At 65.7% G+C, this 13,405-nt stretch carries 13 protein-coding genes; 5 read left to right on the top strand and 8 right to left on the bottom strand.

The genetic code is table 11. The annotated features are described in order from the left end of the window. Positions 1-161: 161 nt before the first annotated feature. Positions 162-2,192 carry a prolyl oligopeptidase family serine peptidase gene (locus ABRP17_RS14825; RefSeq protein WP_349985106.1) on the bottom strand — a complete coding sequence of 677 codons (2,031 nt, stop codon included), beginning with the start codon at positions 2,190-2,192 and terminating at the stop codon, positions 162-164. A 188-nt stretch (positions 2,193-2,380) separates the two neighbouring features. Between ABRP17_RS14825 and apbC the strand changes: the two genes are divergently transcribed. Together apbC and dcd are read left to right on the top strand one after the other, a co-directional pair. After that, positions 2,381-3,235 carry an iron-sulfur cluster carrier protein ApbC gene (gene apbC / locus ABRP17_RS14830; RefSeq protein WP_349985105.1) on the top strand — a complete coding sequence of 285 codons (855 nt, stop codon included), beginning with the start codon at positions 2,381-2,383 and terminating at the stop codon, positions 3,233-3,235. Between the two features lie 111 nt (positions 3,236-3,346). Beyond that, positions 3,347-3,919: a dCTP deaminase gene (dcd, locus tag ABRP17_RS14835; protein ID WP_188326698.1), complete on the top strand. Its 573-nt coding sequence runs from the start codon at positions 3,347-3,349 to the stop codon at positions 3,917-3,919. A 50-nt stretch (positions 3,920-3,969) separates the two neighbouring features. Here the strand turns inward: dcd and ABRP17_RS14840 are convergent, their stop codons facing one another. Genes ABRP17_RS14840 through ABRP17_RS14850 form a run of 3 tightly spaced genes read right to left on the bottom strand, consistent with a single transcriptional unit; the run spans position 3,970 to position 5,247 of the window. Beyond that, positions 3,970-4,137: a LiaI-LiaF-like domain-containing protein gene (locus ABRP17_RS14840; RefSeq protein WP_188326699.1), complete on the bottom strand. Its 168-nt coding sequence runs from the start codon at positions 4,135-4,137 to the stop codon at positions 3,970-3,972. A gap of 16 nt (positions 4,138-4,153) precedes the next feature. Next, positions 4,154-4,576 carry an HIT domain-containing protein gene (locus tag ABRP17_RS14845; protein WP_188326700.1) on the bottom strand — a complete coding sequence of 141 codons (423 nt, stop codon included), beginning with the start codon at positions 4,574-4,576 and terminating at the stop codon, positions 4,154-4,156. Beyond that, positions 4,573-5,247, bottom strand: coding sequence for a dienelactone hydrolase family protein (locus tag ABRP17_RS14850; protein WP_349985104.1), 675 nt, complete (start codon positions 5,245-5,247; stop codon positions 4,573-4,575). Before ABRP17_RS14850 ends, ABRP17_RS14845 begins: the two co-directional genes overlap by 4 nt. Positions 5,248-5,444: 197 nt before the next feature. On the opposite strand from ABRP17_RS14850, the gene rimO reads away from it, so the two are divergent. Together rimO and ABRP17_RS14860 are read left to right on the top strand one after the other, a co-directional pair. Further along, the gene (rimO, locus tag ABRP17_RS14855) at positions 5,445-6,818 is read left to right on the top strand and encodes a 30S ribosomal protein S12 methylthiotransferase RimO (RefSeq protein WP_349985103.1); all 1,374 of its coding nucleotides are present in this window, start codon (positions 5,445-5,447) and stop codon (positions 6,816-6,818) included. 108 nt (positions 6,819-6,926) lie between these two features. Beyond that, positions 6,927-7,742: a DUF3025 domain-containing protein gene (locus ABRP17_RS14860; protein WP_349985102.1), complete on the top strand. Its 816-nt coding sequence runs from the start codon at positions 6,927-6,929 to the stop codon at positions 7,740-7,742. 45 nt (positions 7,743-7,787) lie between these two features. On the opposite strand, the gene greB is transcribed toward ABRP17_RS14860, so the two are convergent. Both greB and ABRP17_RS14870 read right to left on the bottom strand, forming a co-directional pair. Next, on the bottom strand, positions 7,788-8,294 hold the full coding sequence (gene greB, locus ABRP17_RS14865) for a transcription elongation factor GreB (protein ID WP_349985101.1): 507 nt from the start codon (positions 8,292-8,294) through the stop codon (positions 7,788-7,790). Then, positions 8,294-9,799, bottom strand: coding sequence for a helicase HerA-like domain-containing protein (locus ABRP17_RS14870; protein WP_349985100.1), 1,506 nt, complete (start codon positions 9,797-9,799; stop codon positions 8,294-8,296). Before ABRP17_RS14870 ends, greB begins: the two co-directional genes overlap by 1 nt. A gap of 134 nt (positions 9,800-9,933) precedes the next feature. On the opposite strand from ABRP17_RS14870, the gene ABRP17_RS14875 reads away from it, so the two are divergent. Further along, a complete protein-coding gene (locus ABRP17_RS14875) occupies positions 9,934-11,538 on the top strand; it encodes a transglycosylase SLT domain-containing protein (RefSeq protein WP_349985099.1) in 1,605 nt (534 codons plus the stop codon). A 162-nt stretch (positions 11,539-11,700) separates the two neighbouring features. Here the strand turns inward: ABRP17_RS14875 and ABRP17_RS14880 are convergent, their stop codons facing one another. Together ABRP17_RS14880 and ABRP17_RS14885 are read right to left on the bottom strand one after the other, a co-directional pair. Next, complete coding sequence (locus ABRP17_RS14880) at positions 11,701-12,948, bottom strand: MFS transporter (protein WP_349985098.1); 1,248 nt, start codon at positions 12,946-12,948, stop codon at positions 11,701-11,703. Then, positions 12,945-13,397, bottom strand: a complete 453-nt coding sequence (locus ABRP17_RS14885) for a SufE family protein (RefSeq protein WP_188326709.1) — start codon at positions 13,395-13,397, stop codon at positions 12,945-12,947. Before ABRP17_RS14885 ends, ABRP17_RS14880 begins: the two co-directional genes overlap by 4 nt. Positions 13,398-13,405 lie beyond the last annotated feature (8 nt).

Genomic DNA, 13,405 nt, shown 5'->3' on the forward strand with positions numbered 1-13,405 from the left:
TTAACCGAGTCTATGAGCGCTATTTGCTAAATGCAACGTAAATGTTGCGACATTTTCATCACACTGTCGTAATCACTGATTCAGGTTCGCAGACACGAAAAGAGCTCCGGCGAGGTGATCGCCGGAGCTCTGTGCTGACCATTGCGTCGCGCTGGATCGATTTACAGGCCGCCCGGACCGCACTCCTTGGCGAGGAAGTCGGACATCAGCGGCAACGTCTTCTGATAGTGGCTGGGGTACCACGGCATGCTGTGCGGCATGTCGGGGATCAGCTCGAACTTGGCAGGCACCTTGCCCTGCACGGCGTTGTAGAAGCTGCGCGCATGGAACGAAGGCGTGCGTACATCGCGGTCACCTACGTAGAGCAGCACGGGGATGGTCGCCTTGGCGGTGTTCTGCATCGGGTCCATGCCCTTCACTGTCTGTCCCTGCAGGATGCGCTGCAGCCGGTTTTCGCTCCAGGACACGCCCAGTCGTGCCAGGTCGGTCACCGGTGCACCGGCGATGGCGCACTGGTAGGGCGATGGGCTGCGCACGGTGGCTGCCGCCGCCGCGAAGCCACCGTAGGAATAGCCGAAGATCGCGATGCGATCCTTGGCGGCAATGCCCTGCTGCACCATCCAGGCCGCCGCATCGTCGTTGTCGTCCTGCATCTTCTGGCCCCACTCGCGGTCACCGGCAATCCAGTGCTCGCGGCCGAAACCGGTGGAGCCGCGGTACTGCGGGCGGATCACCGCATAGCCACGCGAGGTGAAGTAAGGCACCCAGCCCGAGCGGTCCCAGCCGGTGTAGTCGCGTGCCCACGGGCCGCCGTGCGGATGCACCAGGGTGGGCAGAGCGGTGCTGCCTTCCTTCCAGCCAACCGGCAGGTCGACGATGGCGGGAATCTTGCGGCCATCCCGTGCGGTGTAAGTCACCCAGCGCTGCTCGCCGATCTTCTTGCCATCGATCCACGGACGTTCGCTGCCCAGGGTGGTCACGTTCTTGCGGTCGCGCAGCACGTAATAGCTGACCGGCGACTGCGCGCTGTCGGTGGTGAACAGCACGCGTGACAGATCGTCGTTGTAGCCGGTGATGGTGACATCCAGACCCGGGTAAGCCTGCTTCAGCCCGTCCTGCAGGGCCTTCATCTGCGGATCGACGTAGATCGTTTCACGGGTGGGGCCATCGACGTGGAAGCCCAGCACCTGGTTGAAGTTGCTCGGGCGCGTACCCAGCACCAGGCCGCCGATCGGATAGGTCGGGTGCGCGGCGAGGGGCTCCGGATCGAAGGCGCGGGTGGTCGGGTCGTACATCCGCGCCTGCACCTGCGGGGAGAAGCGATCGGTCAGGATGTAGAGCTTCTTCGATGCTTCATCGATGCCGACGATGTCCATCGTGTAACGATCGGTGAGCTTGGTGGTCAGCGGATCGTGCTTCTCGAACTGCCCGGAGGCCGGGTTCTTGATCAGGATCTGCTGCTCGTACTCGTTGGCGCCGGCTGGCTCGATCTGCACGCGGGTCAGCAGTTCACCGTTGCGCGGATTGAACAGCCCGGGCGAGGAACGCGCGCCGCCGCGGAACAGAAGTTCGGTCTGCCCGGTGCGCAGGTTGAACAGATAGTAGTTCGCCGACAGGGTGGTCTGGTTGACCTGGGAGATGACGACCTTGTCCGGGTCCAGCGGCAGCGCGTGCACCAGCGACGCGGAACCGGCGATCTCAAGGCAGCGCTGGGTCTGCTCGCTGATACCCAGTTTGCGCGTGTTGTCGGCGAACGCTTCGTCGAACTTCACCTGGCTGGAATCGGTCAGGTAGGCCTTGGTCAGGAAGGTCTTGGTGGAGCCGATCGAATTGCCTTCGCCGCAGCCGGACAGCTGCGCGGTCAGCTCCTGGCGGCTGAGCACCAGGTTCTTGCCGGCCTTCAGCGCACTGGCGGCAACGAACTTCATGCGGTCACCGGACGGGGTGATCGCCACCGGACCGGCATCCAGCTTGTCCATGTCCCAGTTGGCAAGGGCGGTGTCGCCGTTGTTGCTGCCCGGGGCGGAGATGATGGCGACCAGCTGCTTGCCGTCGGCGCTCATGGTCACCGACTGGATGGCCGGGATCTTCGAGAAGTCATCGACCGGCAGGGGGGCGGCCATCGCCTGCGAGACAGAGGCGGCAAGCAGCGACAGCGCGGTGCAGAAGCGAAGCGATCGGGTGAGGTGCATGGTGAAAAGCGTCCGTTGCAATGAGGCTGCGAAGATGAACGAAGCGTGAGTGTGAGTCAACTTCGATCACGTTGTTGGCTGTGGGATTCGTGTCATGACGGGCGGCGGCGGGCCATGGGGCCGGAACGAAGGCGCGGGGCCACGCGTATCATCTCTATGTCCCGCACTATTTCCCCCGGAGTCCCGAAGTGAACAACCCGCCACGCCGCCCGCACGTCAGCCAGGTCCAGAAAGGGCTGACGCCGCATCCGCGCATCCGCAACGTGGTGGCCGTGGGCTCTGGCAAGGGCGGGGTGGGCAAGAGCACCACGTCGGTCAACCTGGCCGTCGCGCTGCAGCAGTTGGGCGCCCGCGTCGGCCTGCTGGATGCCGACATCTATGGTCCGTCGGTGCCGGCGATGATGGGCCTGTCCGGCCGGCCGGAGAGTCCGGACAACAAGAGCATCGAGCCGCCGCGTGCATTCGGCGTGGACACGATGTCGATCGGCTACCTGATCGACGATGAGACTCCGATGATCTGGCGCGGCCCGATGGCCACCTCGGCGATGACCCAGTTCTTCAACGACACCCTGTGGGACGACCTGGACGTGCTGCTGATCGATCTGCCGCCCGGCACCGGTGACATCCAGCTCACCCTCACCCAGAAAATTCCGCTGGCCGGTGCGGTGATCGTCACCACGCCGCAGGACATCGCCACGCTCGACGCGCGCAAGGCGCTGAAGATGTTCGAGAAGGTCGAAGTGCCCGTGCTGGGTATCGTGGAAAACATGGCCGTGCATACCTGCAGCAGCTGTGGTCATGTCGAGCACCTCTTTGGAGCGGGCGGCGGCGAGAAGATGGCCGCGCAGTACGCTGTACCGTTGCTCGGCTCGTTGCCGTTGCAGATCGACATCCGCGAGCAGGGGGATGCCGGCACGCCGATCACCGCCGCGCAGCCGGATTCGACCGCCGCGCAGGCCTACCGCGTCGCCGCGACGCGCCTGCTGGAAGAGCTGGCCAAGCGTCCGCGGGCCTCGATTCCGATCCTATCCTCGCTGGTCTGACGGCCGCTGGCCGCCAGAACGGCGCGCGAGCGGCCGCTGGTCGTCACCCCGTGGCCGCAGCTGTAGAATCAGGCCCCGGGTTATTGCCTCCCTCCCCAGCCAGGATCAAGCATGAGCATCAAGAGTGACCGTTGGATCCGCCGCATGTCCGAGCAGCACGGCATGATCGAGCCGTTCGAAGCCGGGCAGGTCAAGCAGGCCAACGGCGAGCGCATCGTCAGCTACGGCACCTCGAGCTATGGCTACGACGTGCGCTGCTCGCGCGAGTTCAAGGTGTTCACCAACATCAACTCCACCATCGTCGACCCCAAGCACTTCGATCCGAAGAGCTTCGTCGACGTGGTGGCCGATGAGTGCATCATTCCGCCGAACAGCTTCGCGCTCGCACGTACCGTGGAGTTCTTCCGCATTCCACGCGACACGTTGGTCGTCTGCCTGGGCAAGAGCACGTACGCGCGCTGCGGCATCATCGTCAACGTGACCCCGCTGGAGCCGGAGTGGGAAGGGCACGTGACGCTGGAATTCAGCAACACCACGCCGTTGCCCGCACGCATCTACGCCAATGAAGGCGTGGCACAGATGCTGTTCTTCCAGGCCGACCAGGACGATGTCTGCGAGACCTCGTACAAGGATCGCGGCGGCAAGTATCAGGGCCAGACCGGTGTGACGCTGCCGCGCACCTGATCAACGTCGCATGCCGACCGGCCAGGTCGGCATGCGCGCGATCCGCGCAGTTACTTGCCGCGGCCGAACAGCATCCCGATGCCGACCGCCACCAGGCCCACGGGCCACCACGTGGCAAGCAGGCGGGTAAAGTTCATGTTGGTCCAACCGAGGTTGGTGGCGAGCATGAACAGCCCGACCAGGATCAGCAGGATGGCGGCGACTAGATTGAAACGCATCGGGGTCTGCTAACGCTCAAGGGTGGGGCGGATATCCTAGCTTGTCCTTCCAGTGCAGGACACGTTGTTCCAGCACCTCCGGCGCGAAACGATGTGCTTCGCCGTGGCCCCACACCGGTGCCGGCCATGCCGGATCGCCTTCATGGCGCCCGATCACATGGAAATGCAGCTGCGGCACGATGTTGCCAAGCGCACCGATGTTGATCTTCTGCACCCCGTCTTCGACCTTCAGCGCCTTGGATACCCGGTTGAGCTCGGTGCGCAGCTTGTCCTGCTGCTCGCCATCCAGGTCGATCCATTCGGTGACCCCGGGCAGGCGCGGCACCAACAGCAGCCAGGGGTAACGTTCATCATTCATCAACCGGATCTGCGACAACGGCCCCTCGGCGACCAGTACGCTGTCGTTGGCCAGGCGCGAATGCAGTTCGAAATCACTCATCCAAGATGCTCCTTGAAGAATTTCAGGGTGCGGTCCAGCGCCAGGGCGGCGCTGTCTGGATCATACGCATGTCCGACGTCCCGGTTGAAGCCGTGGTCGGCCGGGTACACGAAGGTCTCCATTTTGGGCAGCTTCTCGCGGTGGGCGGCAATGGCCTCCGGCGGGATGCTCTTGTCCTGTGCGCCGAAGTGGAACATCACCGGTGCCTTGGGGACTTCATCCAGGAACTGCACGTTGCGGGCGCCGTAGTAGCTGACCGACGGCAGGCCCAGCCGCAGCGCGGCGAGCAGGGCGATGCTGCCACCCCAGCAATAGCCGACCGTGCCCACTTTGCCATGCACGGCCAGCCGGCTGGCCGCGGCGCGGACCAGCACCAGTGACTTCTCCACACCGACGGCGTCCACCTTTTCCAGCCCGGCCTTCACGCCGTCACCGTCGTAGGGCAGCTCGACCGGCGGGGCGTCCGCGTCATCGCTGAGCAGGTCGAAGAATGACGGCGCGAGGACCGCGTAGCCCTCGGCGGCAAAGCGTTCAGCGACCGAGCGCATGTGCGGGTTCACCCCGAAGATTTCCTGGATGACCACCAGGCCGCCACGGGGCGTGCCTTCCGGCAGGACTTCCCAGGCGCGTGCCTTGCCGTGGTGGGTATCAAGGTTGATCCAGTTGCCCATGGTGCGAGGCCTCTTCAATAGGGTTGGCGCACCATTATCCCCTTCGGCGGCGTAAGCAGGCTGTCAGGGAGGCGGTGCGGCACCTCGATCCCGCCGTCCTGCTCGCCGTGGTTCAGGGGGCGGCGGCTGGCCCGGTATACTTGCCCGATCCAGGCCCCCAGGCCACGCCCGGCCCAGGCCCCCAGAGTCCCCGATCCATGTCCCAGCTGAACCCCAAAGTCGGCTTCGTCAGCCTTGGCTGCCCGAAGGCCCTCGTCGATTCCGAACGCATCCTCACCCAGTTGCGGGTGGAGGGGTACGACATCGTGCCGACCTACGACGCCGCCGACGTGGTGGTGGTCAATACCTGTGGCTTCATCGATTCGGCGGTGGCCGAGTCGCTCGACGCCATCGGTGAGGCCATGAATGCCAACGGCAAGGTGATCGTCACCGGCTGCCTGGGCAAGCGCCCCGAACAGATCCGCGCGGCGTATCCGGACGTGCTGGCCGTGTCCGGTCCGCAGGACTACCAGAGCGTGATGGAAGCGGTGCATGCGGCGATTCCGCCACGCCACAACCCCTTCGTGGACTTGGTGCCGGATTACGGCATCAAGTTGACGCCGCGCCACTACGCCTATCTGAAGATCTCCGAAGGCTGCAACCACAAGTGCAGCTTCTGCATCATTCCGTCGATGCGCGGCAAGCTGGTCTCGCGGCCGGTCGACGACGTGCTTCGCGAAGCCGAGCGGCTGGTGCGGGGTGGCGTGCGCGAACTGCTCGTGGTCTCGCAGGACACCTCGGCCTACGGCGTGGATGTGAAGTACGCCGAGCGGATGTGGCGTGACAAGGCCTACCAGACGCGCATGAAGTCGCTCTGCGAAGGCTTGTCCGAACTCGATGCCTGGGTGCGGATGCACTATGTCTACCCGTATCCGCACGTGGACGACATGGTGCCGCTGATGGCGGAAAATCGCATCCTGCCCTATCTGGACATTCCGTTCCAGCACGCCAGTCCGCGCATCCTGCGCCTGATGAAGCGCCCGGGTGCCGTGGAAAAGACCCTCGAACGCGTGCAGAACTGGCGCCGCATCGCGCCGGACATCACCGTGCGGTCGACCTTCATCGTGGGCTTCCCCGGTGAGACCGAGGCGGAGTTCGAAGAACTGCTGTCGTTCCTGGACGAGGCGCAGCTGGACCGTGTCGGTGCGTTCGCATACTCGCCGGTGGAAGGCGCGACCGCCAACAACCTGCCTGATCCAGTGCCGGAAGAGGTGAAGCAGGAGCGTCTGGCGCGTTTCATGGAGAAGCAGGCACAGATTTCCGCGTCGCGGCTGGAGGCCAAGATCGGCACTGTGCAGCAATGCCTGGTAGACGCCATTGAAGGCGACATCGCGGTGGCCCGCTCCAAGGCCGATGCACCGGAGATCGATGGACTGGTGCATATCCAGAACGCCGACGAGGTGACCTTGCGGGTGGGCGATTTCGTCGACGTGGAGATCACCGAAAGCGATGAGCATGATCTGTACGGCGACGCGCTGCCGCCGGCGGCCGTGCCTGCCGCACGCAAGTCGCTCGACCTGAAGATGCTGTGACCCTGTCGGGCCCCGGGGGCGTCGTGCGTGGCAACGAGTGACTGTCACGCTGTGGCGCCAGACGGGCCGCGTCGGCGCTTCGTTGCCCCGCAGCGACAGGACGTGGATATGTCCTGCTTTGCGCACCCGCTGTTCGACGCGGTGCGCGCATACGGCGAACTACTGACCGCACGTGACTGGCCAGCGATCGATGGTCTTGCCAACCGTCTGCTGCTGCCTGGCAAGCATCTTGTCCCGCAGGATGAGAGGCTGCTGGCCGATGGCCTGCACTATGAGTGCCGCATTGCCGAGCGCGGGCAGATCGCGACCCGCGCGGAAAACTGGCATGACCTGTTCAATGCCTTGGTCTGGGCGCGCTACCCGGCCATCAAACTTGCCCTCAACGCGTGCCAGTGCATGCACATTGCGGCCATGGGGGCCAGCCAGCGCAATCGCGCGCAGGCCGCGCTGACCCACTTCGACGAAACGGGCGTGATCGTCCGGGTGCGCGACGCTGCGGTGATGGCAGCGTGGAATGCGCACGATTGGCAGGGTCTGTTTGTCCAGCACGCTGGATCGTGGCGTAACGGCGACATCAGCGTGGTTGCGGTGATCGGCCACGCGCTGATGGAGCAGGCGCTGCTGCCGGGCCGTCTGCTGGTCGGCAAATGCGTGGTGGTGCAAGGCGAGGAGGATGCGATGTGCGTCGACGCGGTGGCGCAGGCGATCGGGCATCAGGACGTCCTGACAGACCCCCTGCAACTGCGGCCCCTGCCGTTGGCCGGGATTCCCGGATGGCATGCCCCGCAGGACGCCGGATTCTATCGCCAGGCAGCGTATTTCCGACCGCTGCGCGACGGCCGTGTCTACCCGCTCCCGGTAGAGCCGCAGGTAGAGCCGACTTCAGTCGGCTGCTTTCCGCGCGGAGCTAAGGCAGCCGACTAAAGTCGGCTCTACCCACCGGCTCTACCCATCGGCCAACCGTCGGCGTCAGCCGCTGTTGTACGCCACCGATACGATCACGAAGCCGTGCCGGCCCCCGGGCAGGTCGACTTCGAACTCGTCGTCGACGCGCTTCTTCAACAGGGCGCGGGCCAGGGGCGAATCAATGCTGATCCAGCCGGTGCTGGCGTCGGTTTCGTCCGGGCCGACAATGCGGTGCCGACGCACTTCGCCGCTGTCCACGTTCTCCAGTTCCACCCACGCGCCGAAGAAGACCGCCTGTGGGTCGCTGGGTTCACCGTCGACCACGCGCAGGGCTTCCAGTCGCTTGCTCAGGTACCGCACGCGCCGGTCGATCTCGCCGAGCTGCTTTTTGCGGTACGTGTATTCGGCGTTCTCCGAACGATCTCCTTCAGCGGCGGCCGCCGCCAGGGCCCGCACCACCTCCGGGCGGCGCACCCGCCACAGGTCGTCCAGCTCTGCTTTCAGGCGCGCATGGCCGCTGGAGGTGATCAACGCAGTACTTTTCTCTGCCGGTGGACGCCAACGCGACATCAGCGCTTGCCGCCGAAGATGCCACCGAGAATCCCGCGTACGATCTGGTTGCCCAGCTTGGTGCCGACGGTCCGCGTGGTCTGTTTGGCCATGGTCTCGATCATGCCTTGGCGGCGTTTGGTGCCGAAGATGGCGTCCTTGATGGTCTGGCCGAAGCCGCCGCCCTGGGCGTCATCCTGTTCGCGCGTGCGGGCCTTGGGCGCGTCGCTCGTTTCCACGGTTTTCTGCGCCCGCTGTGCCAGCCGTTCCGCTGCCGATTCGCGGTTGATGGCAGTGTCATAGCGCGTCCCGACCGGACTGCCTGCACGCACCTGCGCACGTTCCGTGTCGGTCACCGGCCCCATCCGGCAGCGGGGTGGGGCGATCAGGGTCTGCTGCACCGGCATCGGAATGCCTTTGTCCTGCAGCGTGGACACCAGCGCTTCACCGGTGCCAAGCGAGGCAAGGACGCGTGCCACGTCCAGCTTCGGATTGGGAACGAACGTCTCTGCGGCGGTCTTGACCGCCTTCTGGTCGCGCGGGGTGAAGGCGCGCAGCGCATGCTGCACCCGGTTGCCCAGCTGGCCGAGGATGTTGGCGGGCACGTCGTCGGGGAACTGGGAACAGAAATACACACCGACCCCCTTGGAACGGATCAGCCGCACCACCTGTTCGATACGCTGCACCAGGGACGACGGTGCGTCGTTGAACAGCAGGTGCGCCTCGTCGAAGATGAAGACCAGCTTCGGCTTCTCCAGGTCGCCCACTTCCGGCAGCGTTTCAAACAGCTCCGACAGCAACCACAGCAGGAAGGTGGAATAAAGCCTGGGCTTGAGCACCAGCTGGTCCGCTGCAAGGATGCCGATCACGCCGCGTCCGTCATGGTTGACCCGCATGAGGTCAGCCAGTTCCAGTGCCGGTTCGCCGAAGAACGCTTCACCGCCGTCCTGGGACAGGCGCAGCAGCGCGCGTTGGATCGCCGCGACCGACTGCGCGCTGACCAGGCCGTATTCGGTGGAGATGTCCTTGCGTTCTTCAGCAACCAGGCCAAGCAGGGCGCGCAGGTCATCCATGTCCAACAGCAGCAACCCGCGGTCATCGGCCAGCTTGAACACGATATCCATCACGCCGGACTGGGTGTCACTCAGTTCCAGGATCCGTGACAGCAGGGTCGGCCCCATTTCGCTGATGGTGGTGCGTACCGGGTGTCCCAGCTTGCCGTACAGGTCCCAGAAGATGGCCGGACTGGCCGCCGGTGCGTAGTCGGCCACGCCGATCTGCGCCGCGCGCTGCAGCAGGGCATCACCGCCGGCCCCGGCAACCGCCAGGCCGGATACGTCGCCTTTTACATCCGCCATGAAGACCGGAACGCCGATGCGCGAGAAGCCCTCGGCCAGCGTCATCAAGGTGACGGTCTTGCCGGTGCCGGTGGCGCCGGCGACCAGGCCATGGCGATTGCCCAGTTTCGGCAACAGGGTGACCGCTATGTCGTCGGTAATGCCGTTGCCGAGCAGAATCGGGTCCATGGTCCAGCCTCTCTGATGAATACGCGCAATGTACGCGCAATGTTAACGGGCCGCGCCGCGCTGTCGTTGCCCGGGTTGCCCCGACCTTGGCGGCACCGCTACTCTGCCCGTCTGATCCGCACACAGTGCCAAAAATGCCCGTTCCTGTCCTGCTTGCTCGTGCCTTGCCCGTCCTGGCGCTCGCCAGCCTGCTGGTTGCCGTCCCCGACGCCCATGCGCAGCGTGTATCCAACCGTGACCGGGCCAAGGCCGATGCGCTGCAGCAGCGCATGGGCGTGGCCGAGAAACGCTACACCGACGCGCTGCTGCGCGTGGCCAATGCCGATCCCAAGGGGGCCGCCGAAGCCGATGCGGCACTGGAAGACATGGAGGACGTGCTGAGCGCGTGCGTGGCGCAGAAGGGCTGCCAGATGAGCAACCTGCTGGCCACGTACAAGCGGCTGCTCAAGCGGGATGCCGATGCGGAAGGCGAGGACAGCGTGGCCGACGAGGCGGGTGACACCTTGCAGGCCGACCCCGACCACATCGGGCCGCTGGCCGCCGACGTGCCCGAGGCCGCGCGTGCCGCCGCCCTGCTCAACGACAAGCGCCACGCCTTCGACAGCATGGTGGAGTACAACCCGGCCATCCAGGCCGGCATCCGCCGTTGGCTCACCGACATGCGCCCCGCGTTGTTGACCAGCTACGAGAATTACCAGAACGTGCGCGCGGTGATGTGGCCGGAGTGGGAGAAGCGCGGTCTGCCCGAGGCGCTGCTGTTCGGCATCATGGCCAAGGAATCCAACGGGCGCGTGCATGCGTCATCGCGTGCGGGCGCGGCCGGGTTGATGCAGTTCATGCCAGCTACCGGTCGGCGGTTCGGCCTGGGCCCGGATGGCACCGGCTTCGATACCCGGTTCGATGCGCGCAGCGCGGCTGAAGCCAGCGCGACCTACCTCAATGAGCGCATGCGCCAGCTCAACAACAATATCGAGCTGTCGCTGGCCGGCTACAACGGCGGGGAAGGGCGGGCGCTGCGTGTGTTCCGCCAGGGCGCTGGTCAGAGCTTCTGGGTGGACAGCGTGTACAGCGAGTTCCCGGCAGAAACCAAAGACTACGTGCCGATGGTGATCGCGGCGGCCTGGATCTTCCTGCATCCGCAGCAGTACGGCGTCGAGTTCCCGAAGGTCAACGCACAGCCGGCCACGGTGCGTCTGGCCAAGTCGACGACGATCTACGAGCTGACCATCTGCCTGGGCAGCCAAGGCACGCGTGATGGCTACATGCGGACGCTGCGCAACCTCAACCCGCGCTACGAGGCGGACGGCTGGATCCCGGCCGGTACGCTGATCAATGCCACCACCCGCATCGCCGGTCTGTACACGCGCAACTGCGTCAGCGGCCCGCGTGCCGACCTGGCACGTACGCTGATCACCGCCGATCTCAATGCGGCGATCGTGCGTCCCAGCGCAGCCAGCTTCACCGGCAGCGTGGCGGTGGGGGGCGTGGTGCCGGTGGCGGCTGCGGAAGCGAGCGTGGTCGGCACGGCACCGGCCGCGCCGGTGGTCGCACCGCGTCCTGCCGCAGTGCGTCCACAGCCGGTGCGCACCCACAAGGTGGGAAAGGGTGACACGCTTGGCAGGATCGCGGCGAAGTTCCGCTGCGATGTGCCGACGCTGGCCCGCGCGAATGGGCTGAAAGCGCCCGCGTACAGCCTGCGCCAAGGCCAGACGTTGAAGCTGCAGGGCTGTGGCAACTGAAGCGAGGGTCGCGTCCAAGGGCGCGCGATGGCGGGATACCCGGTAGCGCCGAGCCACGCTCGGCGGGCCCGCATCGGATGTCGCACAGAATGACGGTAGTGACGGCCGCTGGCCGTCAACGGGCAAACGCGCCGAGCATGGCTCGGCGCGAGCAAAGCCGTCTTACTGCAGGTCGCGCAGGTTCAATCGCCGCAACGTGGGATTCTTCCAGGCGGTAATGCCCGCCACGCTGAGCACGGCGAAGCCGCCCAGTACCACCGCAGGCACCAGTCCCAGCCACTTCGCCATCGTGCCCGCGTAGAACGCGCCGAGTTCGTTGGACGAGCTGATGAAGATGCCGTTGATGGACGACACGCGACCGCGCATCTCTTCCGGTGTCGCCAGCTGCAGGATGGTCGAACGCACCACCACCGACACGCCGTCGAACGCGCCGTAGAACAGCAGGATGAGCGCCGACAGCCAGAAGTGGTGGGACAACCCGAAGCTGATCACACATACGCCGAAGCCGGCCACGGCGAACAGCAGCACGCGGCCGGCATGCTGCTGCAGCGAGTGGCGCGCAAGCCACAGCCCGACCGCGATGGAACCCAATGCCGGGGCCGCACGCAGGATGCCCAGTCCTTCCGGGCCGTAATGCAGAATCTCCTGCAGGAAGGCGGGCAGCATCGCCACCACGCCGCCCAGCAGCACTGAAAACATGTCCAGCGCCATCGCCCCGACCATGATCCGGTTGCCGACCACGAAGCGTGCCCCTTCGGCGATGCTGCGGAAGATCGGCGCGGCCGGCCCCGTGTGCACCGGCTCGGAGACGCGCAGCGAGGCCAGGCAGCCCATGGCCACCACCGCAAACCCGGTCGCCACACCGTACGCCACGCCCTTGCCGCCCCAGCCGACCAGCACGCCGCCCAGCGCGGGACCGACCACCATGCCGGCCTGGAAGAACACACTGCCCAGCCCGGCGCCGCGTGCGAACTGATGGCGCTCCAGCACGCGGGCAAACAGTGCGTTGTAGATGGGTGACAGGAAGGCGCGGACCATGCCGGTCAACGCGATGGCCGCATAGATCGGCCAGACGCCGTGGAAGGGGAGCCAGCCGAAGGCTACCGCGCACAGCACCAGCGCGGTGGCGACCAGGCCGGCACACGCGGCCATGCCCAGCCGGCGCCGCGGCAGGTGGTCGACCAGATAGCCCGCGAACGGCGCCACGCAGAAGAACGGCAGCACTTCGGCCAGGCCGACCAGGCCCAGCGAAAAGGGATTCCGGGTGACCTCGTAGATGTGCCACCCCACGGTGACAGCCACGATCTGGTACGACAGCATCGCGAAGATGCGGTAGGCCAGCAGCTTGGTGAAGCCGGGACGGGCCAGCAGCGTGCGCGCGCTTTCTTCGGTGGGGGCCGGCACGCTCACGGGGCAGGGTGCGGTTGCTGGGCCTGTGCAGTCTCACGGATGAAGGACAGCATCGCCGCCACGCCATTGCTGCGGGTGGGCGAGAGGTGGCGCGACAGACCGATGTCCTGGATGTAGGTCGGTTCGGTGGCGAGTATCTCGCTTGCGCTCCTGCCGGAATACACCCGCAGGGCCAGGAAGATCAGGCCGGACACGATCGCCGAGTCACTGATCGCATGGAAGCGCAGGTTGTCTGCATTGCCCTCGGGCACGATCCACACCATCGACTGGCAGCCGAGCAGGCGATGCTCTTCGGTCTTCCATGCCTCAGGGAAGGTCGGCAGCTTGCGGCCCAGGTCGATCAGGTACTGGTAGCGCTCGGACCAGTCGCTGAAGAACGAGAACTCGTCGGCGATCGTGGTCTGTGCCTCGGCAGCGGTGGCTTCAAGGGGAAAGGGGGAGTCAGTCATTTCAGTCT

Source organism: Stenotrophomonas sp. WHRI 8082 (genome assembly GCF_040223995.2).
In the GTDB taxonomy this organism is placed as follows: Bacteria; Pseudomonadota; Gammaproteobacteria; order Xanthomonadales; family Xanthomonadaceae; genus Stenotrophomonas.

What these genes read in the sequence shown, in the direction of transcription:
- dcd (WP_188326698.1), top strand. Translation starts at nt 3,347, where the DNA reads ATGAGCATCAAGAGTGACCGTTGGATCCGCCGCATGTCCGAGCAGCAC.
- ABRP17_RS14850 (WP_349985104.1), bottom strand. Translation starts at nt 5,247, where the DNA reads ATGGGCAACTGGATCAACCTTGATACCCACCACGGCAAGGCACGCGCC.
- ABRP17_RS14840 (WP_188326699.1), bottom strand. Translation starts at nt 4,137, where the DNA reads ATGCGTTTCAATCTAGTCGCCGCCATCCTGCTGATCCTGGTCGGGCTG.
- greB (WP_349985101.1), bottom strand. Translation starts at nt 8,294, where the DNA reads ATGTCGCGTTGGCGTCCACCGGCAGAGAAAAGTACTGCGTTGATCACC.
- ABRP17_RS14860 (WP_349985102.1), top strand. Translation starts at nt 6,927, where the DNA reads ATGTCCTGCTTTGCGCACCCGCTGTTCGACGCGGTGCGCGCATACGGC.
- rimO (WP_349985103.1), top strand. Translation starts at nt 5,445, where the DNA reads ATGTCCCAGCTGAACCCCAAAGTCGGCTTCGTCAGCCTTGGCTGCCCG.
- ABRP17_RS14885 (WP_188326709.1), bottom strand. Translation starts at nt 13,397, where the DNA reads ATGACTGACTCCCCCTTTCCCCTTGAAGCCACCGCTGCCGAGGCACAG.
- ABRP17_RS14870 (WP_349985100.1), bottom strand. Translation starts at nt 9,799, where the DNA reads ATGGACCCGATTCTGCTCGGCAACGGCATTACCGACGACATAGCGGTC.
- ABRP17_RS14825 (WP_349985106.1), bottom strand. Translation starts at nt 2,192, where the DNA reads ATGCACCTCACCCGATCGCTTCGCTTCTGCACCGCGCTGTCGCTGCTT.
- ABRP17_RS14845 (WP_188326700.1), bottom strand. Translation starts at nt 4,576, where the DNA reads ATGAGTGATTTCGAACTGCATTCGCGCCTGGCCAACGACAGCGTACTG.
- ABRP17_RS14875 (WP_349985099.1), top strand. Translation starts at nt 9,934, where the DNA reads ATGCCCGTTCCTGTCCTGCTTGCTCGTGCCTTGCCCGTCCTGGCGCTC.